The 24,661-nt window shown below is 47.7% G+C and carries 19 protein-coding genes and 1 tRNA gene; 14 read left to right on the top strand and 6 right to left on the bottom strand.

Going from position 1 to position 24,661, the window contains the following annotated elements; translation table 11 throughout:
- Window positions 1-17 precede the first annotated feature (17 nt).
- Both yaaA and MPB2EB_RS05770 read left to right on the top strand, forming a co-directional pair.
- Window positions 18-803, top strand: coding sequence for a peroxide stress protein YaaA (yaaA, locus tag MPB2EB_RS05775; protein ID WP_185181407.1), 786 nt, complete (start codon window positions 18-20; stop codon window positions 801-803).
- 236 nt (window positions 804-1,039) lie between these two features.
- Window positions 1,040-3,202, top strand: a complete 2,163-nt coding sequence (locus MPB2EB_RS05770; RefSeq protein WP_185181406.1) for a pentapeptide repeat-containing protein — start codon at window positions 1,040-1,042, stop codon at window positions 3,200-3,202.
- Between the two features lie 248 nt (window positions 3,203-3,450).
- Here the strand turns inward: MPB2EB_RS05770 and MPB2EB_RS05765 are convergent, their stop codons facing one another.
- The 3 genes from MPB2EB_RS05765 to MPB2EB_RS05755 form a co-directional block, all read right to left on the bottom strand.
- Window positions 3,451-3,936 carry a BspC domain-containing protein gene (locus MPB2EB_RS05765; protein ID WP_185181405.1) on the bottom strand — a complete coding sequence of 162 codons (486 nt, stop codon included), beginning with the start codon at window positions 3,934-3,936 and terminating at the stop codon, window positions 3,451-3,453.
- Between the two features lie 63 nt (window positions 3,937-3,999).
- Window positions 4,000-4,076, bottom strand: a tRNA-Pro gene (locus tag MPB2EB_RS05760).
- A gap of 39 nt (window positions 4,077-4,115) precedes the next feature.
- Window positions 4,116-4,610: a hypothetical protein gene (locus MPB2EB_RS05755; RefSeq protein WP_185181404.1), complete on the bottom strand. Its 495-nt coding sequence runs from the start codon at window positions 4,608-4,610 to the stop codon at window positions 4,116-4,118.
- Window positions 4,611-4,927: 317 nt separating this feature from the next.
- Between MPB2EB_RS05755 and rpsO the strand changes: the two genes are divergently transcribed.
- From rpsO to MPB2EB_RS05725, 6 genes are all read left to right on the top strand, one after another.
- The gene (rpsO, locus tag MPB2EB_RS05750) at window positions 4,928-5,197 is read left to right on the top strand and encodes a 30S ribosomal protein S15 (protein ID WP_185181403.1); all 270 of its coding nucleotides are present in this window, start codon (window positions 4,928-4,930) and stop codon (window positions 5,195-5,197) included.
- A gap of 86 nt (window positions 5,198-5,283) precedes the next feature.
- Window positions 5,284-7,443, top strand: a complete 2,160-nt coding sequence (gene pnp, locus MPB2EB_RS05745) for a polyribonucleotide nucleotidyltransferase (RefSeq protein WP_185181402.1) — start codon at window positions 5,284-5,286, stop codon at window positions 7,441-7,443.
- Between the two features lie 17 nt (window positions 7,444-7,460).
- Window positions 7,461-8,465, top strand: coding sequence for an NAD(P)H-quinone oxidoreductase (locus MPB2EB_RS05740; RefSeq protein WP_185181401.1), 1,005 nt, complete (start codon window positions 7,461-7,463; stop codon window positions 8,463-8,465).
- A 550-nt stretch (window positions 8,466-9,015) separates the two neighbouring features.
- Window positions 9,016-9,786: a triose-phosphate isomerase gene (gene tpiA / locus MPB2EB_RS05735; RefSeq protein ID WP_185181400.1), complete on the top strand. Its 771-nt coding sequence runs from the start codon at window positions 9,016-9,018 to the stop codon at window positions 9,784-9,786.
- A gap of 47 nt (window positions 9,787-9,833) precedes the next feature.
- Window positions 9,834-10,202, top strand: coding sequence for a preprotein translocase subunit SecG (gene secG, locus MPB2EB_RS05730; protein ID WP_185181399.1), 369 nt, complete (start codon window positions 9,834-9,836; stop codon window positions 10,200-10,202).
- Window positions 10,203-10,275: 73 nt separating this feature from the next.
- The gene (locus MPB2EB_RS05725) at window positions 10,276-11,949 is read left to right on the top strand and encodes an NAD+ synthase (protein WP_185182677.1); all 1,674 of its coding nucleotides are present in this window, start codon (window positions 10,276-10,278) and stop codon (window positions 11,947-11,949) included.
- 107 nt (window positions 11,950-12,056) lie between these two features.
- Here the strand turns inward: MPB2EB_RS05725 and MPB2EB_RS05720 are convergent, their stop codons facing one another.
- From MPB2EB_RS05720 to trxB, 3 genes are all read right to left on the bottom strand, one after another.
- On the bottom strand, window positions 12,057-12,299 hold the full coding sequence (locus MPB2EB_RS05720) for a hypothetical protein (RefSeq protein ID WP_198422332.1): 243 nt from the start codon (window positions 12,297-12,299) through the stop codon (window positions 12,057-12,059).
- 51 nt (window positions 12,300-12,350) lie between these two features.
- Window positions 12,351-13,028: a cytosolic protein gene (locus MPB2EB_RS05715; RefSeq protein WP_185181398.1), complete on the bottom strand. Its 678-nt coding sequence runs from the start codon at window positions 13,026-13,028 to the stop codon at window positions 12,351-12,353.
- 293 nt (window positions 13,029-13,321) lie between these two features.
- Entirely contained in the window at window positions 13,322-14,281 is a 960-nt protein-coding gene (gene trxB / locus MPB2EB_RS05710; RefSeq protein ID WP_185181397.1) for a thioredoxin-disulfide reductase, read from the bottom strand.
- A 210-nt stretch (window positions 14,282-14,491) separates the two neighbouring features.
- Between trxB and MPB2EB_RS05705 the strand changes: the two genes are divergently transcribed.
- From MPB2EB_RS05705 to MPB2EB_RS05680, 6 genes are all read left to right on the top strand, one after another.
- A complete protein-coding gene (locus MPB2EB_RS05705; protein ID WP_185181396.1) occupies window positions 14,492-16,840 on the top strand; it encodes a DNA translocase FtsK in 2,349 nt (782 codons plus the stop codon).
- Window positions 16,841-16,852: 12 nt separating this feature from the next.
- Window positions 16,853-17,563: an outer membrane lipoprotein chaperone LolA gene (gene lolA / locus MPB2EB_RS05700; RefSeq protein WP_185181395.1), complete on the top strand. Its 711-nt coding sequence runs from the start codon at window positions 16,853-16,855 to the stop codon at window positions 17,561-17,563.
- A gap of 49 nt (window positions 17,564-17,612) precedes the next feature.
- A complete protein-coding gene (locus tag MPB2EB_RS05695) occupies window positions 17,613-18,920 on the top strand; it encodes a replication-associated recombination protein A (protein ID WP_185181394.1) in 1,308 nt (435 codons plus the stop codon).
- An 85-nt stretch (window positions 18,921-19,005) separates the two neighbouring features.
- On the top strand, window positions 19,006-20,319 hold the full coding sequence (serS, locus tag MPB2EB_RS05690) for a serine--tRNA ligase (RefSeq protein WP_185181393.1): 1,314 nt from the start codon (window positions 19,006-19,008) through the stop codon (window positions 20,317-20,319).
- A 482-nt stretch (window positions 20,320-20,801) separates the two neighbouring features.
- Window positions 20,802-21,710: a LysR family transcriptional regulator gene (locus MPB2EB_RS05685; RefSeq protein WP_185181392.1), complete on the top strand. Its 909-nt coding sequence runs from the start codon at window positions 20,802-20,804 to the stop codon at window positions 21,708-21,710.
- Between the two features lie 795 nt (window positions 21,711-22,505).
- The gene (locus MPB2EB_RS05680; RefSeq protein WP_185181391.1) at window positions 22,506-24,143 is read left to right on the top strand and encodes an ABC transporter substrate-binding protein; all 1,638 of its coding nucleotides are present in this window, start codon (window positions 22,506-22,508) and stop codon (window positions 24,141-24,143) included.
- Window positions 24,144-24,661 lie beyond the last annotated feature (518 nt).

Genomic DNA, 24,661 nt, shown 5'->3' with positions numbered 1-24,661 from the left:
GATTCTTTATCGATCCGATGATCATTATCCTATCTCCAGCTAAATCACTTGATTACAAAACCCCAGCTCAGCTTGAGCACGCTACGCTACCTGCTTTTGTTCAGGATTCAGCTCAGCTAATTGATATACTGCGTACTTTCTCTCCGGCGCAGATTGCAAGTTTGATGGGTCTTTCGGATGAGCTCGCGCACTTGAATTTTCAGCGTTATGTAGATTGGTCGCCGGCGTTTCCCGTGGCCCAGTCAAAACAAGCCGTATTGGCTTTTAATGGCGATGTTTATGCTGGACTTAACGCAGCAACGCTGACGGCGGAAGCATTGATGTGGGCGCAAGATCATTTGCGTATCTTATCGGGCTTATATGGCGTATTGCGGCCATTGGATCTGATGCAGCCATATCGGCTTGAAATGGGCATTCGTCTGCCGAATTCTCATGGCAAAGATCTATATGCTTTTTGGGGGGAGAGAATAACCCAGGCTTTGAATGCCGAGTTAGGTCATACGATACACGGCGCGTCCCCAATTGTACTGAACCTTGCCTCGACTGAATACTTCAAATCTATTCAACCTAAGCTACTCAAAGCAACTGTAGTCACCCCAATTTTTGAAGACTGGAAGAATGGGCGTTATAAGATCATTAGCTTTTACGCCAAACGCGCGCGCGGTCTAATGGCGCGCTACGCGGTCTTGAATCAGATTGATGAAGTCGCGCAATTAAAATATTTTGATAGCGAAGGGTATCAATTTGAACCACAAGCATCTGATGAACTGAATTGGGTGTTTAGGCGGCGCATGGCGGCATAGGCTCGCCGCTCAAAAAGTAATAGCTGCTCAGACAAGAAATACGCGCTTAGCGTTTGGGCAGGCACGGTTGTTCTTGCTGCAACACATCTCTAACTTCTGTACAATCCTGGCTCTCTGGTTTACCGAGCCCGGCCGGCCAACACATAATTCTGAAATAGCCGGCTACGTTTGTTTTCAAGCCAGAGCGAGACCAAAAATTTCTAATAGCAACAATATAATTGAAAAGGAGGAGGCTAATGTTAGGCATTAATAACGGCGGCGTGTATCACATGGCTAACAAATTTTTGCCGTTTGCGTTGATTCCCCCCCGCGCTGGAACGCAAGAGAAAGCCGTGGAGAATTTGGCTCTGGAGGCTATGCCACCTCTCTCTGAAGAGCCAGCTCAAATGACTCATCGTCGGGGGCAAGGTTCGCCAAAGGCTAAACTAGATTCACTCCCTTTTGAAATCTTAGAAGACATCATAAAATATTTAGATACGCAGAGTAGAGAAAGATTGTTTGAGGCCTTAACTTTGGAATCTAAAAAGGGCTTTCTCGAAACGTTCATGAGCTGGCTCCCTTACAGTCAGTCAGCAGTTTTGTCTGAAACCAAGCCAGAAAATCTATTTTGGCGGAGAATTCCACCGAAATACCAGAAAATTCAGGCGCAATCAAATTTGTGTTTACAAACTTATGCTTTAAATCGAATAAAAGAACTATCGTGCTTAGGTAAGCTAGATAGAATCGTGGAGGGCCATCGGCTTTTCGACTTAATTCATCTCATTTCTAGTCCCGTGATATGGGATCTTTTTAAGCAAGAAATTCATGCAAAACCTAAATTAGAAAAGCTATGGAATTGGGTAGAAAGCTGGGGGGGTTCTGAAAGAACATTTGCTAAAGGTGACAGAGTCTCTGCGTCAAATGCTCAGCAAAAATCTGACTTAGAGCAAGCACTACTTAATTGGATCGAGCGCTCAAAAATCGAAGAGGTGCAACAGATGGCGGCGAGAGCCCTAACTCTATTGACTAAAGCGGAGGTGGATTTAAGTGAGCACGATTTTAATAAAATCCGTGCCCCAGGGGCAGATTTAAGCGACGGTCAGTTTAACAACACTCGGTTTAAAGGGGCGGATTTAAGCTATGCCAATTTCTACGGAGCATCGTTGAAAGGCGCTGATTTGCGAGAAGCCAATTTGGCGCAGTTGAATTTTTGGAGGCTGCCCACGGTATGGGTAGGCAGCTTAGTGCATGACTGCTGTTATTCGCCTGATGGGTATTGGTTAGCTGTGAGTACGGATGAGGGCCAAATTGGACTGTATCAAGCGCGAGCTTTAAAGCTGGCGCATACGCTGAATGGGCATAGTGCTGCTGTGACGCACTTGAATTTTTCGTCAGATAGTAAGTTTTTGGCTTCAGGGGGCAAAGATCACAAGGTAATGGTGTGGGATATAGAAAAGAAAGCGTTACTGCGTGAACGAGTCGAGCATAATGCTTCGATTACCAATATAAAGTTTTTGTCAAATAGCGAGCTGCTGGCGTCAGGAAGCGCTGATGGTACGCTGGTGCTGCATAATCTGCAATCTGGCGCGTTGAGGAGAATTCAGCACCCTATTGGCGGCACTATACTGGCTCTGGAGACGTTGCCTAATAACGGGTTTTTAGTGTCGTGGGACGGTGCTCAGGAGGTGCTCAGGTGGGATGGGGGCACGCAAGAAGCGGCCTGTTTTTGCCGAAATACAGAGGAGATCCAGAGTATAAAGGTATCGTCAGACGGTAAACTTTTAGCGCTGGGGGTGTTTAATACGGTAGAGCTGTGGAGCTTAGAGAAACAGAAAAAGCTGGGTGTTTTTGGAGGGCATCATGATCGAGTGAATGCTCTAGAGTTTTCACCAGATGACGAGTTTTTGGCATCGGTGAGCGACGATGAAACGGTCAGGCTATGGAATGTGCGAAGCGTGATTGCGTCAGGTAGCGATTTTTGGGTATCGGCGAGCGAAAATGGACCACCGATGCTTGCCTTGAAGAAGGAGGAAAGCATTGTATCGCCACACTCTCAGACCATTTCGCCAGATGGCGAACCTTTAGCGTCGGCGAGTGGCGTATTCAGGATGTGTGGAAGATTAAGCGCTGACTCGTATGTTCAGCTTAAAGGTTATAGAAAGGGGGCATGGGGAATGAGTTTTGCCCCCGATGGCAAGGTACTTGCATTGAGTGGAAATCAGGAGGTTGTATTGTGGAATGTCTCTGGCTGGAGAGAGGGATCATATTCTGACCTTTATTTATCTCAAGCAGAGCCGAGTGTCACGGGTATGGGTATCAAGGATGCCAAGGGGTTAGATTCCATAAATAAACACTTCCTGCAATGCAAAGGCGTAACTGAGAATCCTCTGTCTGCAGAGCGTAGCGCTCAATGTATTTGAGATAAAGCGGAGGAAACGAGGCAGGCTAGCGGGTCTTTAAGTAGCTTCGCTGGCATTTAGCAAAGTCATAAGATAGAGATACCTTCATCATGGATACTCCTGTCTATTCAATGGGTTAGATTGTGAATTCCCATTTTGGCGCATCGTGATGCCGTTTAGGGTGGGAGCGTCATCTCACTCACTGTATTATGAAAGAGTTTGAGTGAGGCTCATATTCAGTTGGCAATCCGATTGGAGCGTTCTTTTTTCTAGTGCGCAGATGAAGTGCTTTGCCTTTGATGCGTGCTTTTTACCGGCGCGGCCGTTTTACGTTTGACTGATGCTGGCTTGGGTTCGTTATAATCAAAAGCAAGCAGCTGATTGGCTAAATAGCCGCAACGAAATTCCAAAACATCAGGTTTAGACCGTTCAGCTTTGCGGTAGCCGACCCCGGATATGGAGACGATTGTATCCACTTTAACGCGCTGTTTTTTATTATTGAAAGGCTGATGCCAAGGCAAGAGGCTGGCCTGCCCATTATCTAAAGCACCATCTGGGAATTCAATCCGCGTGTAAAGTGGCAGTGTAGTCACAACAAAACTGGCATGGGCGGCACAGTCTGCAACAAGCGGTGTGGCTTGTTGTTGAGTGATAAATTGCTTGACCAAATCAAGATGCTCATCGCGCCGGCCAGCATGGCTTGGAAGCGGCAATAAAAGCATTAAGCAACCCACCAGCAGTACAATTATCTGCATAAACTGGCGTACCGGACAGATGATATAGAGAGTAAAAATTTGTATATTTGTATTATTGCAATGTGGTCGGGGCGACATGATTCGAACATGCGACCCTCTGATCCCAAATCAGATGCGCTACCAGGCTGCGCTACGCCCCGACAACAAGACCGCAATTCTATTAGATGTTGCGCGCTACGTCAAAAGATTCTGCGAAATAAATTGCGATGGTCTGGATCATGCAGTGGATCGGGGGTTTGCTGCGTGCTGCGCAAAGTACCATTTGAATCGAAATGAAAGTGATAGAGTACGTACCATACATCATTGTCCCTATAACGGTAGCTCCACACTTCGCGTTGCATGCGAGGGAACTTAGCGATTTCTAGGGGTTTGCCGAAATTGGTTAAAACATCGTGTCGAGTCCATAAGCCAATTTGTGCTTGCTCAAATTCTGATTCTGCCAAGACTTGCCGCACCTGAGAAATTTTACCGTCGGCATCGATGTCTATGGCTGTTGTTTTCTCACCGAAAGGCCGTGTGTGCCACATGAGGCGCTTGCTGCCATTAGGCAGCTCATAGACTTCACGCGGCTGGCCTAATTTTGCGATGGCAGAGGCTTCATCTGGGCCAAATTTCCCGTTTTGCCATGGAGTAGCGCAAGCGGCAAGAGCAAAAGTCGCTATACTCATCAGCATTTTGCACGGCCATGAGTTTGAGAAAAGAAGTCTAGAAATGAACCGTATCTGCATAAAAATTCCGAAATAAGGGGCAGTAAAGTTAGCGTAAATGGTTAATCTTGGAGGCGGTAAACTTCACGTTGGAACGTCTGACGCTTTTCTGTACAGTATGTACTATACAAAAAGCATAGTATACTTAGTTCTTCATGTTTTCATGAAAGTGCGAGCGCTTAGCTTAATAATAGTCGTTCAGATAAATTTATATAGGTTAAGTCATATTGTTTTTCACGGCGCGGCCTTTCTTCCGCGACCGCTTGTTTTTATAAAGGAATGTTATGTCAATTGTAGGTGAAAAAAAATCTGAAGTTATTGCGCAATTTGCGCGTGGCGCCAAAGATACCGGTTCGCCCGAAGTGCAAGTTGCTTTGTTGACGGCGCGTATTAATGAGTTGACCGTTCATTTCAAAGCCCACAATAAAGATCATCATAGCCGCCGAGGCTTGCTGCAAATGGTAAGCCGCCGCCGCAGCTTGCTGAAATATTTGCAAAAAAAATCACTGGAACGTTATCAAGCACTGATCCAAGCATTAGGGCTACGTAAGTAAATGCTGTATTGAGATCGTATGCCTGCATCAGCCTTGCTGCTGATGCAGGCATTTTGCTTTTTGCAGCACATAAAACAAGGAATATTATGTTGAAGAAAATTGTTAAAGAATTTCAATGGGGACGTCATACGGTCCGACTTGAAACGGGCGAAATAGCCCGTCAAGCGAGCGGCGCTGTCTTGGTCGATATGAATGAAACGGTTGTGCTAGCAACGGTAGTAGGTGCAAAAAGCGCAAAGCCCGGTCAGGATTTTTTTCCGTTGACAGTGGATTACATTGAAAAAACTTATGCGGCGGGCAAAATTCCAGGGGGCTTTTTTCGTCGTGAGGGGCGTCCTTCTGAAGGCGAAACGCTGATTTCCCGTCTTATCGACCGGCCTTTGCGCCCGCTTTTTCCGGAAGGCTTTTACAATGAAGTACAAGTTGTAGTGCACGTGTTGTCAGTCAACCCAGAAGTGCCAACAGACATTCCCGCTCTGCTGGGCGCGTCGGCTGCGTTGGCTATCTCTGGAATTCCATTTAATGGTCCGGTGGGGGCTGCGCGCGTTGCCTTGATTGAGGGTCAATATGTGCTTAATCCGAGTTTCAGTGAGCTCAAAACTTCTCAGCTTGAGCTTGTTGTAGCAGGGACTGAGCGAGCGGTATTGATGGTTGAATCAGAAGCGGATCAATTGTCTGAAGAGGTTATGTTAGGCGCTGTGATGTTTGGTCACGAACAGATGCAAACGGCAATCGATGCGATCTATGATCTAGTGCGTGAAGGCGGTCAACCGGAATGGGATTGGCAAGCTGCGCCGAAAAACGAGGTATTATCTAACCGAGTTAGCGCGCTTGCGTTGAACCCTTTGCAAGCGGCTTATCAGATCCGTCAAAAATCGCTGCGTAGTGAGCGTGTGCAGGCGATCTATAAAGAGGTGAATCAACAGCTTGTAGAAGAGGCGCTCGCAGCAGGCATGAGTGCGCCAGATGAGGTTGCGATTGGCCATATTTTATTTGAGCTTGAAGCGCAAATTGTGCGGGGGCAAATCCTTTCAGGTGAGCCGCGCATTGACGGGCGGGATACGCGCACGGTGCGTCCGATTTCAATCCGCACCGGGGTTTTGCCACGGACTCATGGTTCTGCTCTTTTTACACGCGGCGAGACACAGGCGTTAGTGGTTGCTACGCTGGGCACCAAGAATGATGAACAGATGATCGATGCGATTACGGGCGAATACCGCGACCGCTTCATGCTGCATTACAATATGCCACCTTTTGCGACGGGCGAGACGGGTCGGGTAGGAACCCCAAAACGGCGCGAAATTGGTCACGGCCGGCTGGCTAAACGCGCGTTGATAGCTTGTTTGCCTGACGAAAAAGAGTTTGGCTATACCATTCGCGTGGTTTCCGAAATTACTGAATCGAATGGTTCATCGTCCATGGCCTCTGTGTGCGGCGGCAGCCTGGCGCTGATGGATGCGGGTGTGCCTCTTAAGACGCATGTAGCCGGCATTGCGATGGGTCTGATCTTAGAGGCGAATCGTTTCGCTGTGCTGACGGATATCTTAGGCGATGAAGATCATCTAGGCGACATGGATTTCAAAGTGGCTGGCACGGAAGCGGGTATTACTGCATTGCAGATGGATATCAAGATTGCTGGCATTACCAAAGAAATCATGCAAGTTGCGTTAGCCCAAGCCAAAGAAGGGCGTTTGCATATCTTAGGCGAGATGAAAGGAGCGGTGTCTGGCGCGCGTACTGAATTATCGTCATTTGCGCCGCGCATGGTTACGCTTAAGATCAATCCAGACAAGATTCGTGATGTCATCGGTAAAGGTGGCTCGGTGATTCGGGCCCTCACTGAAGAAACGGGCACTACCATTGATATTTCCGAAGATGGGGTGGTCACGATTGCGAGCGCCAACAGCGAAGGCATTGCTGAGGCTAAGCGCCGCATTGAAAATATCACGGTAGATGTTACCGTCGGCCAAGTCTATGAAGGCACGGTGCTTAAGTTGCTTGATTTCGGTGCGATTGTTAATATTTTGCCAGGACGTGATGGTCTGCTGCATATTTCAGAAATCGCTAACGAACGGATTAAAGAGGTGAGCGATCACTTGAAGGAAGGGCAAGTGGTAGAAGTCAAAGTGATCCAAACCGATGAAAAAGGTCGGGTGCGACTGTCTGCCAAAGCTGTGATCAATGACAGAAATCCGGTCATGGAACACGCAAGCCCAACCTTAGAGCCGATGGACCCGATCCGTTAAGCGTAGTTTTTCTCGCTATGCAGGCCATCGCCATTACCGCTTACGGCGCGCCACAGGTATTGCAACCGGTAGCGTATAAGCGGCCTGTTCTGCAGCCTGGCGAAGGATTGATTCGGGTGAGCGCAGCTGGGGTCAATCGCCCAGATCTGCTGCAGCGTGTCGGTCATTATGCGCCGCCGCCGGGCGCTTCTGTGCTGCCTGGCTTAGAGGTTGCCGGTGAGCTTGTAGAGGGCGATTGGCAGCATGCAGATAATCGCTGGCGGCTTAAAAAAGGCGACCGTGTTTGCGCTTTACTGCAAGGCGGCGGCTATGCTGAATTTGCTGCCGCTCCTCTTGCGCAATGTTTGCCGGTGCCTGCTGGATGGTCAGAACTTGAGGCTGCTTCACTGCCTGAAACTTACTTCACGGTTTGGAGTAATCTATTTGACCGCGCGCAGCTCGGCGCAACTGAGCGCGGGCAAGATGAAACGTTATTGGTGCAGGGCGGTTCAAGCGGCATTGGCGTCGCGGCGATTCAACTCGCGCATGCGTTAGGTCACCGCGTCTTCGCGACAGCAGGTAGCGCGGCTAAATGTCTTGCTTGTGAAAGCCTTGGCGCAGAACGGGCGATCAATTACAAAACCGAGGATTTTGTGGCTGTTACCGCTGCGCTAACAGATGGACGAGGCGTTGACGTGATTCTTGATATGGTCGGCGGCGATTACATTGCGCGCGAATTAAAAGCCTTGGCGCAAGATGGCCGACTGGCCTTGATTGCATTTTTAGGCGGCGCTAAGGCCAATCTCAATCTGGCTGAGATACTAACGAAACGCTTGACGCTCACGGGTTCAACCTTACGCGCACGCTCCACCCATTTTAAAGCGCACATTGCAGCGCAGCTGAAAGAACGTGTTTGGCCGTTATTAGAAGCGGGTAAAATTCGTCCTGTCATCGACCGTGTTTTTCCAATGACAGAGGCAGCAAGTGCGCACGCCTGGATGGAAGAGGGGCGGCATATTGGCAAAATTATGCTGGCATGGTGAGGTTGGATTTAGGAATAACCTCAGTTTACCCAACGTAATCGCTTTGCTATTTCTCTATCCATCCTTCGATTTTAATTGAAACGATGTCGATGAATCACACAAGATAAGAGCTGACCTATTTATCGCATGATTTTTGTTAACTTTTAGTGCGCCAACGCTTTTTCGGGGAGCCGCTCGCACGGCGAATTGAGATGCTTACTGTCTCAGTCGGCACAATCGCGCATAATGGATGCGCATTTGTTGAGCTGTCGCCTCCATCAGCTTGCTTGCGATCTCGTCGACATGGCGCTGCTCCCATGATTCTAGAGGCGTTCCTTTGACCCATTGATTGAATGCGCCTAAGGCTGGTCCAGTTTTGGCCCACTTTATGCGGGTAAAGGTTATCTTTCAAAAAGACTCCGCCTTCATCTTCAAGCGCTGCATTAGTGTTATTTGCCCCCACTTCAGTTTGCGGTGCCGTAAGTATTGGTGCCTTGTTATTTCCCCCGGCCTTTAATATCTGTTCTGATCTTATAAGCTTAAAGTCATCACAAATGTTATCATTATATAGATGGAACTTTTAGAATCTAAGAACAAACTTATTGTCGGTAATTGGAAGATGCATGGCAGGTTGGCTGGAAATGCGCTTCTATTCAATGCACTTGCGGCGGGTGCGGCTAAACTTGATGCCTCTGTGCGGACTGCGGTATGTGTGCCATTTCCATACCTGGCTCAGGCGCAAACCCTGTTGCAGCAGAGCTGTGTTACATGGGGGGCGCAAGATCTTTCGCTGCATCTATCAGGCGCTTATACGGGCGAAGTGGCAGGCTCAATGGTTGCCGAATTTGGCGCGCGTTGGGTGATTGTTGGGCATTCAGAGCGACGTTTATATCATCAAGAAAGTAACCAACACGTGGTGCTTAAGGCAAAGCGCGCGCTTGAGGTTGGTTTGACGCCAATTATTTGCGTGGGTGAAACCTTGGCTGAACGTGAAGCTGGACAAACTGAGCAAGTGCTTGGCCAGCAGTTACAGGCGGTACTGACGGCGCTGACAGTGGCCCAAGCAGAGCGCATGGTGCTTGCCTATGAGCCGGTTTGGGCGATTGGCACGGGCAAGAGCGCAAGCGTGCAAGAGGTCTCTTCAGTACATCTGTTTTTGCGCCGTGTATTGGCTGCAGTGGATGCGAAGCTGGCTCACGTTACGGTGCTGTATGGAGGGAGTATGAAGCCGGACAATGCCCGTGCACTATTGGCTGAGCCAGGCGTGGATGGGGGCTTAGTGGGGGGCGCTTCGTTGCAAGCTGAAGATTTCTTTGCGATTTGCAAAGCAGCGCAAGCCTAAGCGCTCGCAATCATTTCTGAATATGTTTTATAGGTTAAGGTGAATCCATGCTGGTGTTAAAAAATTTGATTTTCGTTGCGCAATTCTTATCTGCACTTGGAATTATTGGTTTAGTGTTGTTGCAGCACGGTAAGGGTGCTGATATGGGCGCAGCCTTTGGTAGCGGTTCATCCGGCAGCCTTTTTGGCGCAACCGGCGCGGCAAATTTTTTATCTCGCACAACGGCAATATTGGCGGTCATTTTCTTTATCGCTACGCTTAGTTTGACTTTTATTGGCTCGCATAAGCCTCAATCTTCAGCGGGTGTATTGGAAGGTGTAATTACGCCGGCACCTGCATCTGTTGGCACAAATGCGGGCAAAGCAGCTTTGCCCCCGGTAGATGCGTCCGCACCAGGTCAAGATGTGCCAAAGTAAAACGGAATGCAAGCTAATCCGCAAGGGATCAATCGGTGAGCGAGTAAGACGAGAGAGTCTATTCTAGATAAAAATAAAAATGCGTATTGCCCTTGCTCAAATCAATGTAACGGTTGGTGATTTCGTTGGTAATCTAAAAATCATGGTTGCGGCTGCGCGTGCTGCTTATCAACAGGGCGCTCGTTTAGTCGTCATGCCAGAGTTAGCCCTATCTGGCTACCCGCCTGAAGATTTATTGTTGCGTCCATCATTTTACGTCGCTAGCGCAGCGGCTCTAACGCAACTTGCCTCTGAGTTAAGCGTTTTCGAAGGACTGCACGTCGTAGTAGGCCATCCTTATCGGATCAATGCGCATCAAAATCGGCCACTTAAATCCAATGTGCCACCAACGGATACATTTAATGCTGCCTCGGTTTTACGAGACGGTCACGTGCTTGGCACGTACTTCAAACAAGAGTTGCCCAATACCGAGGTGTTTGACGAAAGACGCTATTTTGCGACAGACCCAAAGCCTTACGTTTTTGAACTAGAGGGTATACGCTGCGCCGTCTTGATTTGTGAAGATATTTGGTATCCGACCGCAGTACAAAAAGCCAAAGCGGCAGGCGCACAGATTGTGCTGGTTCCAAATGGTTCACCCTATCACCTTGGCAAAGATAATTTGCGCTTAGAAATAGTGCGTGCGCGCATCCGTGAAAGCGGGTTGCCAATGGTTTACGTAAACTACGTTGGGGCGCAAGATGAGCTGGTGTTTGATGGGGGTTCTTTTGTTTGTAATGCGCAAGCGGAATGTGTTGCCCGGATGCCGCAATTTGAGGCGGGCGTTGCGTTGGTCGAGTTTGATGGAGTCACGCCGCAACCTAGCAAAATAGCGCCGGAATGTTCTCTCGAGGCGCAAGTTTATGCCGCTTTAGTACTGGGTGTGCGTGATTATGTAGAGAAAAACGGTTTCCCGGGTGTGCTGATTGGACTCTCAGGCGGTGTCGATTCGGCGCTGGTATTGGCTATTGCATGCGATGCGCTTGGGCCAGAACGTGTTCGTGCAGTCATGATGCCATCACCCTATACGGCCGAAATTTCAGTGATTGATGCGCGTGAGATGGCGGGTTGTCTTAAAGTTCAATACGACGAAATTGCAATCACTCCCGCATTTGATGCGTTTCGTTTATCGCTTGCTCAGGTATTTGATGGGTTGGCCGCAGATACGACAGAAGAAAATATTCAGGCTCGTATTCGTGGCACCTTATTGATGGCGCTGTCAAATAAATTAGGCTCGATTGTGCTCACTACAGGTAATAAGAGTGAAATGGCTGTAGGGTACTGTACATTATATGGCGATATGGCGGGTGGCTTCGCTGTACTTAAAGATATCGCCAAGACTTTAGTCTATCGGCTTTGCCATTACCGGAATGCCAGCGATGCTTTTGCATTTAAGCAAATTATCCCGGAGCGGATTCTAACGCGTGCGCCTTCTGCTGAGTTGCGTCCGAATCAGATTGATCAAGATAGTCTGCCGCCTTACGAAATTTTAGACGCGATTATGCAGCAATATATGGAAGCAGGCCGTTCAGGTGCTGACATTGTGGCGGCTGGATTTGAGCCAACAGACGTTGCGCGCATCACACAGTTGATTAAACAAAACGAATACAAACGGCGTCAAGCGCCGATCGGCCTGCGCGTTACTGCGCGCGCCTTTGGGCGCGACTGGCGTTATCCAATCACTTCGCGCTTTAGCGAAGTATTATGAACATTTACGCTATCTGCGATTAATGGGCTCTGATTAAAAAACTTCATGTGCCTCCTGACTTGCATCATTTCCACCATCTTGGCAACAGATGCGCCAAACGAAGCATTTTAAAAAATTTCATCGAGCGTTTGAGCGGTGAGGATGCGTTTACCCCACTGCTGCAAAGTATTTACATCGGCTTTATCCAGCCGTTGCTGATACGGCTTAGTCAACACGCCAAATTTATTTTCTAGCAAAGTTTTTAATAACGTAGATTGGCCTTGCTGCAAACCCTCACGTAAACCCTCGCGCACACCTTCTGCATGCCCTTGCTCTCTGCCAATGCGCTCGAAACTTGTCATATACGGCATGTTATGTTCTCCTTCAAGTTGCTTAATTGAACTATTATAGGTAATTTCAAACTATTTGGGTAAAGTTAATACCCCATCGATAAAATGACACAGATTGAAAATCGCCTCTCGCGTTAGCCCTTTTTTGTATAACTGCCGCATTAACGCAAATTTATGCTGGTAACGCGCATGCGGATCCGCACGCGTCTCTAACGCTGCAAGATGCGCGGCCACGATCGTGCCAAATGGGTTAGCGTGCTCCAATAAAGTGGCGCGTTGCGCTCGATAATCAATTAATTTGCTGGTTAGAAAGCGAAAATGGTTCACCTTATGGCCACAGACTTGCATCGGATAGCTTTTAGGGCGCCAGTTACACCGCTCATCGGTTAAAATTGCCAGCGTGAGGACTGGCTGTCGGTAACGATCATATAAGCGATAAAAATATTCAAACAACCGCTGCGCAAAGTCGACTTCATATTGACCCTGAAACTCAACGTGCAGCAACACGAAGCAGGTTGCACCACTTTTTAAGCGCACTCTGAGCAATTTATCAACCAGCTTTTTGCCTACTTTACTTTTTACGCCCAGGCTTTGCAGCTCTTTATCCAACGTCTGATATTGGACGTCCCAGGCAATTTGAGCCGCAATTTCCGGATAAAAAAATTGCATGAACTCTTGAAAATAAACCTCTAATGCGCTCTTCCAGGCTGCATCGGCATGGGAACGGGGCGTACGGATTAAATTCGCCATCAGAATCTTTTAGAAGCTAAGTGAATGAATGATTTAATCTACTGTATACGCTCAGCTTTGGTTTTGATATACACCAAAAGTTATAAATTGGATGCGCGGGCAGCGGGCATGAATGGGTTTTTTATATTGATTGCTCTCCCATCTTTGCCGCTATGTTTATCGATAGCAGCTTTAATCTAGTAAGGTGCTGTTTAGGGTAGGTGCAGGGCTTATTGTGTGGTGGATGAAGAAAGAGTACACCGTTTGACTTGTCAGGCCATTTTGATGGCCTGCATGGGTATGGTTCAAATTGCTCAGCTAACCGTTAAGCTTTCGAGGTAGCGCTGGGCATCGAGCGCAGCCATACAGCCCGTGCCAGCACTGGTAATGGCTTGTCGATAGATCGAATCTTGTACATCACCCGCGGCGAAGACACCCTCTATGCTGGTTGCAGTTGCATTACCAACGAGCCCAGCGCGGGTGCTGATATAACCATTTTTCATCTCAAGTTGTCCGGCGAAAAGATCGGTATTCGGTTTATGACCAATAGCAATAAATACGCCTTGCAAGGGAAGGTCGGTTATTTGATGGGTTTGTGTGTGCTTAACCCGAATGCCTGTGACACCTGTAGCATCGCCTTGCACTTCATCTAGCACATGATCCCATTTGATCTCGACTACGCCAGCCTTTTCTTTGGCGAGTAAGCGGTCCACCAGAATAGGTTCTGCCCGAAAAGTGTTGCGTCGATGAATAACGGTCACTTTTTTGGCGATCTGCGTAAGATATAAAGCCTCTTCGACAGCCGTGTTGCCGCCCCCGATGACTGCGACTTCTTGTTGTTTATAGAAAAATCCATCACAGGTCGCGCATGCGGAGACGCCTTTGCCCATAAATGCCTCTTCAGACGGCAAGCCAAGATATTGAGCGGAAGCGCCGGTGGCAATAATCAACGCATCACAGGTATACTCGTTTGTCTCGCCCAGCAGGCGCAGTGGCCGTTCATTAAGCTTTGCTGTGTGGATATAGTCAAACACTATTTCAGTATTAAAACGTTGCGCGTGCGCAAGAAAGCGCTCCATTAATGCTGGGCCTTGTAAACCTTTGGCATCGGCAGGCCAGTTCTCGACTTCTGTCGTGGTCATTAACTGGCCGCCTTGGGCAAGGCCAGTAATCAGCATTGGCGACAAGTTTGCGCGCGCTGCATAGATGGCTGCCGTATAGCCGGCTGGGCCAGAACCTAGAATCAGAACTTTTGCATGTTTTGTGGATTGCATATCGAGGACGAAAAATTTAGAGTTTGGGCGCTAAATAGCATATTATATGTTTGTTTAAGCGTGTCAGCTTACGCGATTGTGCGTATTTATAACCGTATGGTGTTGCGTTGCAGCTTACTTTCAGACTCTGCGCGCGTGCTCGTTCCTAGTCTAAACGACCTTAATCTCCTGGCGTTGGCTTCCTAAGCTGGAAATCGTAAATATTGGTTCATGGCAAAATCTTCTTTTTCATATAGTGCACAGGCGTTGCCGCGCCGGATCTCTCACCTGGTTATTGAAATTCGCTGGCTGTTGCAGCTTGCATGTGTATTTTTTCTATTGATGGCGCTGATGAGCTATAGCCCATTGGATCCAAGCTGGACTCATGCTGTGCAGGCCAACCGTATCGCCAATTGGGGTGGGCGCGTAGGGGCATGGATGGCGGATATTTTGCTCTTGTTCTTCGGCTTTTCGGCTTATTGGTGGGTGGTATTGCTTGGGCGTCGCGTGGTCTTGGGTTACTGGCGCATCGCGCATGCTCCGGGGCCGTCTGAGCTCAGTCAAAGGCCCACGGCAGCAACGCAGCAAGAGCATGCGCTCTTGCCGGAAGGGAGCTGGCTGCTTGAATTATTTGCTTTTGCATTCATCTTGATTGCTAGCGTTGGTCTTGAGTCAATGCGGCTCTGGTCCTTATCTGCTCACTTGCCGCGTGCGCCAGGCGGGGTGTTGGGGGATGCTATAGCGGCGCAAGTATTGCATGCTCTGGGCTTCACTGGTGGCACGTTGGCTCTTTTGCTGTTGCTGGCGATTGGGGGGTCACTTTTTTTCCGCTTTTCTTGGTTAAATGCAGTTGAGCGCATTGGGGATGGAATGATCGCTGCGCTGAGGCTCATTAAAATGCACTATGAAGCGCGCCGTGATCGAAAAGTAGGCGAGGTCGCTGCAGTCCGCCGTGAAGGCAGGCTTGAGCAAGATCGCGTGCGCGTTGAAGAACATGAGCCGGTGCGGATTGTGCCGGCAGTGAGCACCGTAGTGAAATCTGAGCGGATTGAAAAAGAAAAGCAGCAAACGCTTTTTCATGACTTGCCTGATAGCACTTTACCGCCGCTTGCGTTACTTGATGCGCCGTTAGCTGTGCAAGAAACGATCTCGGCCGATACTCTTGAGTTTACCTCACGTTTGATTGAAAAAAAATTAAAAGATTTTGGTGTTGACGTCGTCGTGATTGCGGCTTATCCGGGGCCTGTGATCACACGCTATGAAGTTGAACCGGCAGTGGGCGTTAAAGGGAGCCAGGTGGTTAACCTAGCAAAGGATTTAGCGCGTTCGCTTTCGTTGGTGTCGATCCGCGTTGTGGAGACCATCCCGGGCAAAAATTGTATGGGCCTTGAATTGCCCAATTTACGTCGGCAAACGGTCCGTTTATCTGAAATTTTAGGTTCCGAAGCTTATGCCGCTGCTACATCAGCGTTGACGATTGCGCTCGGTAAAGATATCAGCGGCAAGCCTATCGTCGCTGATTTAGCCAAAATGCCGCATCTGCTGGTAGCCGGTACGACGGGGTCGGGTAAATCCGTCGGAATTAATGCTATGATTTTATCGTTGCTATATAAAGCAACGGCTGAGCAGGTCAGGATGATTTTGATCGATCCGAAGATGCTTGAGATGAGTGTTTATGATGGTGTGCCGCATCTGTTATGTCCGGTGGTGACGGATATGCGGCAAGCCGGGCACGCCTTAAACTGGACCGTCGCTGAGATGGAGCGCCGTTATAAATTAATGAGTAAGCTTGGCGTGCGTAATCTCAGTGGCTATAACCATAAGCTGGATGAGGCGCACAAGCGCGAAGAGACCCTCCCGAATCCATTCAGCCTGACGCCAGATGCGCCTGAGCCGCTTGAACGGCTGCCCCATATTGTGGTGGTGATTGATGAGTTGGCAGATCTCATGATGGTGGTTGGCAAAAAAGTCGAAGAGTTGATTGCGCGCATTGCCCAAAAAGCCAGAGCCGCTGGTATTCATTTGATTCTTGCGACACAACGGCCGTCAGTTGATGTGATCACGGGCCTCATTAAAGCCAATGTACCGACGCGCATTGCTTTTCAAGTTTCATCAAAAATCGACTCGCGCACGATCTTGGATCAACAAGGCGCTGAATCACTATTGGGCATGGGCGATATGCTGTATCTACCGCCTGGTACGGGTTTGCCAGTGCGGGTGCATGGCGCTTTTGTGGCGGATGACGAAGTCCATCGAGTGGTTGAAAAACTCAAAAAGCAGGGGGAGCCCAATTATATCGAAGGTATCCTGGAAGGCGGCGTGAATAACGAGATGGATGATGGAACGGGCAGCCTCAACGGCGGCGGGCAAAGCGCTGAAGCTGATCCGCTCTATGATCAAGCAGTTGAAATTGTCATCCAACATCGGCGCGCATCCATTTCGCTGGTGCAGCGTCATTTACGCATTGGCTATAATCGCGCCGCTCGTTTGCTTGAACAAATGGAGCAAGCAGGGTTAATATCGACTATGTCGGCAAATGGCAACCGCGAAATTTTGGTGCCGAATCGTGATTCAAATTAGACGGGGCAAGCAATGAAGCTTAAAACAGCAACTTTATTGAACATTAAAATTGGACTATTTAACAGACTAACGGCGGTGTTCATTGCGATCAATGTTTTGTCGCCGGCCCACGCGAGTGAGCCTATGACTGCTACTGAACAGCTCAATGGCTTTATTGCGCAAGTGCAGACGGCGAAAGGCCGTTTTGTGCAGCAGCAGATTAAAACCGACCCAAAGAGCATGAAAGATATGAGTGACCAGGGTACCTGGCCACGCGAAGATTGCTGCAAATCAAGCGGCTTTTTCTTATTCGAGCGGCCCGGTAAGTTTATTTGGACTTATGAAGAACCTTCTCGCCAAATCTTGCAGTCTGACGGTGCCTATTTTTATGTGTACGATAAAGAACTCAAGCAAGTTATCAAGCGTAAGCTTGACGGTGTGCTAGGGGTCAGCCCGGCAGCGATTTTGTTTGGCAGTAATGATCTGAGCAAAAATTTTAAGTTGCGCGATATCGGTAAGAAAACAGGATTAGACTGGCTTGAGCTAAAACCTAAAGCGGCTGACACGCAATTTCAGCGTATTCTCATAGGTTTTCGGGGCGGCAATCTCGAAGCCATGAAATTGTTCGATCTGTTTGGGAATGTCACTTTATTGCTTTTCACCGATATGAAGAAAAACCCAAGCTTACCTCCTGATAGCTTCAAATTCACGGCGCCGCAAGGTGTCGACGTGGTTCAGGGATAAACTTTAGCGCGTCTCGTTTTCATGTTCTGCAAAAATAAAAAAGCGGTCTATGCTGTTTGCGGGTGACCCTTCCCCAGCCGCGCCGCTGGCTGAGCGGTTGCGGCCCAAAATCATTGATGAGGTGATTGGCCAACAGCATTTACTGGGACGCGGTAAGCCATTGCGAGTTGCTTTTGAATTAGGCCAACCGCATTCGATGATCTTATGGGGCCCGCCTGGAGTGGGCAAAACAACGCTTGCACGGCTTATGGCAGATGCCTTTAAGGCTGAATTTATTGCGCTTTCCGCCGTCTTGGCCGGCATTAAAGAGATTCGAGAGGCGGTTGAAACGGCGCGCATACATCAAACGCATGGCCGTCAAACATTAGTTTTTGTCGATGAAGTGCATCGCTTTAACAAAAGCCAGCAAGATGCATTTCTCCCCCACGTTGAAGCCGGCCTTTTTATTTTTATTGGCGCTACTACTGAGAACCCTTCATTTGAGCTCAATAACGCACTGCTCTCGCGCGCCGCAGTTTATGTCCTCACTAGCCTCAATGCGGGGGAATTAGAAGAGTTGCTAATGCGCGCTAGTGCCGCGCTGGGCGGTATTTCGTTGACGGCACTGGCGCGTGCAGCCTTGATTGAGGCGGCTGATGGAGATGCTCGCAAGCTATTGAATAATTTAGAAATTGCTGCTCATGCAGCCGTGTTGGAACAGACCAACGAGATTGACGAAGTCCTACTTGGCAATGCACTTGCAGGAAACCTACGCCGTTTTGATAAAGGCGGCGAGGCCTTTTATGACCAAATAAGCGCGCTTCATAAATCGGTGCGCGGTAGCCAACCAGACGCGGCTCTTTATTGGCTTTGTCGTATGCTAGATGGAGGTGCAGACCCGCATTATTTAGCACGGCGCATGATTCGCATGGCTTGGGAAGATATTGGCCTGGCTGATCCGCGCGCAGCGAACATTGCGCTGGATGCGGCGCAAACCTATGAGCGGCTTGGCTCGCCAGAAGGAGAGTTGGCGCTTGCGCAAGCCATACTCTACCTTGCCGCAGCGCCAAAATCGAATGCCGGCTACAGCGCTTACAATGCAGTGCGCAAATTTGTGAGTAAAGATTCATCCCGCGCAGTCCCAATCCATCTGCGTAATGCTCCAACTAAACTTATGAAAGAACTCGGCTACGGGCATGAGTATCGCTATGCGCATGATGAGCCAGATGCTTACGCTGCTGGAGAGCAATATTTGCCGGATGGCGTACCTAAGCTGCATTGGTATCAGCCAACTCCGCGTGGCCTTGAAGCAAAAATCGCTGAAAAATTGAAATGGCTAGAGGGGTTGGACGCCGCTTGGCGCGCTAAACATAAATAGCGGTTAACCCCAAACATAAGCGCAGCACTACCTTAAAACCTACGTTAAAATCGCAGTTTATTCTGTTCATCCTATCTTATTTCCCATGCTTGATATCCAGCTATTGCGTAAAGACCTTGATGGTATTGCGCACCGTCTTAAGAGCCGCGGTTACACGTTAGATTGTGCAACCTTTATGAAACTGGAGACCGAGCGACGCGAGCTGCAAGTGCGCACCGAAGAATTACAAGCGCGCCGCAATAGCCTGGCAAAGCAAATCGGTATTGCAAAAAGCCGCGCGCAAGAGTGTTCTGCGCTGATCGTTGAAGCGGACGAGATTAACCATGTTCTTAAAGATTCAGCGTCACGACTTCACGAGCTGCAAGCACGGTTAACGGAGTTTATGTTGGGCACCCCTAATGTGCCGCATGAGAGTGTGCCTTTGGGCCGCGATGAAACGCAAAATACTGAAATAAGCCGTTGGGGTACGCCGCGTCGGTTTGAGTTTGAAATTAAAGACCATGTTGATCTTGGGCTGCCGTTGGGGCTAGATTTTGATAGCGCGGCCAAGCTGAGTGGCGCGCGTTTCGCGGTGCTACGTGGCCCGCTAGCACGGTTACAGCGGGCTTTGGCCCAATTTATGCTGGATTTGCATACTAATCAGCATGGCTATACAGAAATTCAAGTCCCTTATATTGTCAATGCCACTTCTATGCGCGGCACAGGCCAGTTACCTAAATTTGAAGAAGATTTATTCAAGGTGCCGCATAAAGCCAGTGGTGAAAGTCATGCATCTGAGGATTTCTATCTAATTCCAACCGCAGAAGTTCCACTCACTAACTTGATGCGAGACACCATTGTTAGCGCGGATCAATTACCGCTCAGATGGGTTGCCCATACGCCATGTTTTAGATCAGAAGCGGGCAGTTATGGCCGTGATACGCGCGGTATGATTCGCCAACATCAATTTGAAAAAGTGGAGCTGGTGCAAATTGTGTCGCCTGAGCAATCTTATCAGGCACTCGAAGAGCTCGTGGGCCATGCCGAAGCGGTTTTGCGCAAACTTGAATTGCCTTATCGGAAAGTTTTACTGTGTACCGGCGATATGGGCTTTGGCAGCGCAAAAACATACGATCTCGAAGTCTGGCTTGCAGCACAGAACACTTACCGCGAAATTTCGTCTTGTTCAAATATGGAAGCGTTTCAAGCACGCCGGATGCAAGCGCGTTTTCGGCGTGGGCAGGGCAAACCTGAACTTGTCCATACGCTAAATGGCTCCGGCCTAGCGGTGGGGCGTACTTTAGTTGCGCTGCTTGAAAATTTCCAAAATGCGGATGGCACAATCAGCGTGCCAAACGTGTTGCAACCTTATCTAGGGGGTATAAAAAAGCTTGAGGCGAGCGCATCAGCCCTGATTTAAGTACTCCGATTTGACGGTGACTGGCCAAGGGAAAAGACCATAGAGTTTTATCGTCTATTTTCCTTTGGCATTAGATTAATATGGGTTTTTTTATTATAAGAATAAATATTGTTAATCGTATTTTCAGTCAATAAGTTTACCCGATGCTTTGCTAGGGCGATGGTTTCTTCGCTTATTAAAAATATAGCCGGTTTGTGGATAAAACAACATAAAAATAAGAAATTTCCTCTGACAGCTTATCTCGATGTTAATATCAATCAGATTTAGAAAAAAACAGCATAGTTCGCCTTTTGAATAACTAAAAAAATTGACTATGAGCAACTTAGTGCGATAGGTTTTAGCATATAGCCGCTCAAATTGACAGTGGGTGCGAATGTTTAATCCAGGATAGTTTTAAGAAAGGCAATGCGGGGAACAGGTCACGTTATCTGTGACGCGCTATCCCTCCTTGGTGTAAAAGCCATGGCTCTCCGCACAGGAAGATGTTTAAAGAGATTAATCAGCGACGTATTCGTTATTTCCATGAAGTGCTTGTGCGTGGAACGATTCGTGGTGCGGCAGAGCACTTAAATGTTGCTGCTTCAGTGATTACCCGACAGCTTCGTTTGCTTGAAGAAGAGTTGGCGGTGACACTCTTTGAGCGGCGTGCGCGTGGAGTCGTGCCTACCGAAGCGGCCGAGGTTGTCTTGCAATATTATCGGCAGTGTAATGCGAGTCAAGAGTATATGGAATCTTGCTTGCAAGAAATGCGTGGGATGCAGCGTGGGAGTATTCGCATTGGGGTTAATGAAGCATATGTTCCGCCATTAATGGATGATGTACTCAATGATTTTAGCCAGCAGTACCCGCGCCTCAATATTCATGTTGAAGTTTTGTTAACCACTGAGATTATTGCGCAAGTTATTCAAGATGAGATGCACCTAGGCTTGGCCTATAATCCACCGGAAAATCCTGATATTCGCTGTTATTTGAGAGCCAAGCGTCCGATCCGCTTACTGGTTAGAAAAGGCCATCCGCTGATTAATCAACAGCGTAAAATCGCTCTTGCGGATGTGATGGATTATCCTTTAGGTCTAATGTCCGCCACTTCTGGCGTAGCACAGACTATCCAACTTTTAGAGGCTGCAGAAAAAATTCGATTCGCGCCGATATTAACGACGAATTCAGTGCTCGTACTGCAAGAATTTATTAGAGGCGGTGGCATAGCATTTCTGGCTCCTGCGATGACTCATCCGAAGATTCTGAGCGGCGAAGTGATTGCGCTGGAAGTCGATCACCCGATTCTAACTACTCCAGAGATTCATTTATTTGTGAGGCAAGGGCGGCCACTTTCTGCAGCGATAAACCAACTTTTAAAGCAAGCTGAAACTAAATTATCGCTTTTCAAGTAAAAGGTCTGACATCAGGGCTGTTTCATTATAAAAATGCTAAGAGGGTCATGAATTTAGTAATCCAAGAGGGATAGAAAAGTTTCAGGATTCAAGCCTTTATATGAATAGATTGAATCGGCTTATGTGGATGAGGCGGGATTTGTACGATCAAATCTGAACTAATACAATTTACGTGGATCGAAGCTTGGTACAACCTCAAACTTAGGCATTCCGCTCTCGATTACGTTTCACCTATCCATTTTGAAAGGATACATTCGCAAAAAAACCACATTCAGCCTGATGACTCTCTACACGACTTAGGCGGTCTGAAGCTTGGCACAATGGATTCTGTTTTGCCTAGGGTTTAGGCAGACTTACACAATAATTTCAGATCTGTTTCCAATTGATTCATGGAAACCATTTACTGTCTATATGAACGCCTCCCGTTTGTGCAAGCTTTTCTTAAGTTCAGACAGATAGGTTAGGTTATTGTGATATGGCATCATGATGCCAGTCATAAGCTTCTGGCGATGTCCCTTGCTACGATCGACCACTTGCTTGTACCGGTATTTGACACGAGTTCTACTTGACGACGCTCAAAATATACTTTTGTTACTTGATGTTTACTTTTTTTTGTATAAAGTAATAGAAAAGGTTTAATAAAAATCAATTGTTCGATACTAGTCTTATGGAGAGGGGTGAGTGTCTGTAGGCATAGCAGCATTGTCAGTTTTGTAGTTTGTTCTTTTTGGCAAGAAGCGAGAACGGGTGTTCATTTAGATCAACTTAGTTCTTGGCAGCACGCAAGGTGAACTCATGGAAAAGAATAACTGGATGCGAATTCTGTATAGCAGGGCATTGATATTCGTATTTATGGCGCTGCGGCTGACTGTGCTATTTGTCTTTATCTTGCCCTCACGTCCAGCATATGCGGCACTCCCAAATAAGACCCTTCTTTATTGTTCTGAAGCCAGTCCAAGAAGTTTCGATCCTTCTCAAGCGGGGGCGCCCGTTGAATATACCGCGAGTGCTTTTACAGTGCATAATCGGCTTGTCGAGTTTGACCGCGATGCTATGAAAATTGGGCCTGGTCTTGCTACACATTGGGAGATCTCGGCGGATGGGTTGCGTTATACTTTTTATTTAAGGCGTGGCGTAAAGTTTCATACAACTTCATTCTTCAAGCCTACGCGGGATTTTAATGCAGACGATGTGCTTTTTACTTTTGGGCGGATGCATGATCCACAACATCCGTTTCGCAAGGCTTATCCGGTTTCGTTCCCCTATTTTACTAATCTGAGTTTGGATAAAGAAATTATAGAGATTAAAAAACTTGACGACTACGCGGTGCGCTTCACATTAAAATCGGTTAATGCCCCATTTTTGATGAATTTGGGATTAGGCTTTGCTTCAATCTTGTCCGCTGAATATGGGGCGCAATTATTAAAAACGGGCAGAGCGGCTGATATTAACCAGCGGCCAGTTGGTACGGGTCCTTTTATTTTTAATGACTATACCAAAGACGTATCAATCCGTTTTGATGGCAACCCCAATTATTGGAAGCCAGAAGACGTACAAGTAGCAAAGTTGGTTTTTCTAATCACGCCTGATCCTGCCTTAAGGTTACAAAAACTTAAGAAGAAAGAATGCCATGTGATTAATTATCCGAATTTAGATGATCTAGATGCAATCAAGAGTGATCCAAATCTCAGGTTACCCAGCCGACCTGCTCTGATCCTTCACTATCTTGCTTACAATATGTCGCATCAGCCATTTGATAATATTCTTGTGCGCCGGGCCTTGGATATGGCAATTAACAAGGACTCGATTAACCAGGTCGCCTTTCGTGGGACCGGGCAAGTAGCGGAAATACCTATCTCGTCGGTATTTTGGAAGCACGATGGGCCTCATGCGAATCGAGCATATAATATGCAAAAAGCCAAAGATTTATTGGTAGAGGCAGGCTATCCAAATGGCTTAAAGCTTTCGTTGTGGATAAACCCGCTGCATAAATCAAGGGAAGTCGCGGCTGAAATGATTCAGGCCGATTGGCGCAAGATTGGTGTAGAAGCGAAGATTAGGCTATACGAATGGGGCGAATACATTAGGCGCGCGCGCGCGGGTGAACATGATGTTGTGCTAACGGGCTGGACAGGCTCTCCTGATCTAGATGATTGGTTGGGGGTGTTACTGACCTGTGGGGAAAGAAATAACAACAATTTTGCGCAATGGTGCAACCCATCGTTTGATGGATATATCAAGCAGGCGCGCGCGACAATCAACCCCATTCAACGCGAGAATTTATATAAAGAAGCATTACAGATTTTTATTCTTGAGCAGCCCTTTACACCACTCACCCATGTGGCAGTTTATCAAGCAACTAGAAAGGAAGTGACTAACTTCAAGGTGAATTATCTTACCGCTGTGTTATTTACGGGGGTGGGTCTTGAATGAGTGAGTTCTGTCTCCTTTCTTATAGGGAACAGTTAGAATTTAAGCTGGATTTTTTTATTATTTAAAGTAAAAATGGAAGAGGAGTTAAAAAATAGTTTAACGCATTAGAAGTCATAACGCATCTAATCTAAAGTAAAAAATAGTGGCGGCATTAGAAGCCGCTCTAGTGCAAGCCTGAGTGCAGGCAAGCAGCGTCGAATGAGCAAAAAATTGTATAAGAGCGGGGTATTCGTCTCTAGCGCAAGAATACATTCGGTCGCTGTCCTTTATATCATCGATGCGTTGAGTTGCCGCCGCTGTTCTCCTGTCAAAGCTCTCTCACCAGCTCATTAAGAACATTTGTCAGATTAAGCATATTCGACATTGTTCCTCGATTAATTTCATCATTAATTGATTAAACGGTATGGTGGCTTATTGTTTTGCGCCAAATAAATTCAAAATTTTTCCGTGGGCTTGTTGTTTTCAGGAAATTATCCCGAAATGACGTTAAAAAGGTTATGATTAAAGTTACTTTGGTG

Origin of the sequence: Mycoavidus sp. B2-EB, assembly GCF_014218255.1 — a bacterium.
Taxonomy (GTDB): Bacteria; Pseudomonadota; Gammaproteobacteria; order Burkholderiales; family Burkholderiaceae; genus Mycoavidus.
Note: the sequence above shows the minus strand (reverse complement) of the source record. Positions and strands in the feature narration are given on the sequence as shown.

Bases quoted from the DNA above. Each gene is read 5' to 3' on its own strand.
- rpsO (WP_185181403.1), top strand. From the start codon at position 4,928: ATGTCAATTGTAGGTGAAAAAAAATCTGAAGTTATTGCGCAATTTGCG.
- MPB2EB_RS05715 (WP_185181398.1), bottom strand. From the start codon at position 13,028: ATGGCGAATTTAATCCGTACGCCCCGTTCCCATGCCGATGCAGCCTGG.
- MPB2EB_RS05740 (WP_185181401.1), top strand. From the start codon at position 7,461: ATGCAGGCCATCGCCATTACCGCTTACGGCGCGCCACAGGTATTGCAA.
- MPB2EB_RS05770 (WP_185181406.1), top strand. From the start codon at position 1,040: ATGTTAGGCATTAATAACGGCGGCGTGTATCACATGGCTAACAAATTT.
- MPB2EB_RS05705 (WP_185181396.1), top strand. From the start codon at position 14,492: ATGGCAAAATCTTCTTTTTCATATAGTGCACAGGCGTTGCCGCGCCGG.
- MPB2EB_RS05680 (WP_185181391.1), top strand. From the start codon at position 22,506: ATGGAAAAGAATAACTGGATGCGAATTCTGTATAGCAGGGCATTGATA.
- tpiA (WP_185181400.1), top strand. From the start codon at position 9,016: ATGGAACTTTTAGAATCTAAGAACAAACTTATTGTCGGTAATTGGAAG.
- secG (WP_185181399.1), top strand. From the start codon at position 9,834: ATGCTGGTGTTAAAAAATTTGATTTTCGTTGCGCAATTCTTATCTGCA.
- MPB2EB_RS05695 (WP_185181394.1), top strand. From the start codon at position 17,613: ATGCTGTTTGCGGGTGACCCTTCCCCAGCCGCGCCGCTGGCTGAGCGG.
- serS (WP_185181393.1), top strand. From the start codon at position 19,006: ATGCTTGATATCCAGCTATTGCGTAAAGACCTTGATGGTATTGCGCAC.
- lolA (WP_185181395.1), top strand. From the start codon at position 16,853: ATGAAGCTTAAAACAGCAACTTTATTGAACATTAAAATTGGACTATTT.
- pnp (WP_185181402.1), top strand. From the start codon at position 5,284: ATGTTGAAGAAAATTGTTAAAGAATTTCAATGGGGACGTCATACGGTC.
- MPB2EB_RS05685 (WP_185181392.1), top strand. From the start codon at position 20,802: ATGTTTAAAGAGATTAATCAGCGACGTATTCGTTATTTCCATGAAGTG.
- MPB2EB_RS05720 (WP_198422332.1), bottom strand. From the start codon at position 12,299: ATGCCGTATATGACAAGTTTCGAGCGCATTGGCAGAGAGCAAGGGCAT.
- MPB2EB_RS05765 (WP_185181405.1), bottom strand. From the start codon at position 3,936: ATGCAGATAATTGTACTGCTGGTGGGTTGCTTAATGCTTTTATTGCCG.
- MPB2EB_RS05755 (WP_185181404.1), bottom strand. From the start codon at position 4,610: ATGCTGATGAGTATAGCGACTTTTGCTCTTGCCGCTTGCGCTACTCCA.
- trxB (WP_185181397.1), bottom strand. From the start codon at position 14,281: ATGCAATCCACAAAACATGCAAAAGTTCTGATTCTAGGTTCTGGCCCA.
- yaaA (WP_185181407.1), top strand. From the start codon at position 18: ATGATCATTATCCTATCTCCAGCTAAATCACTTGATTACAAAACCCCA.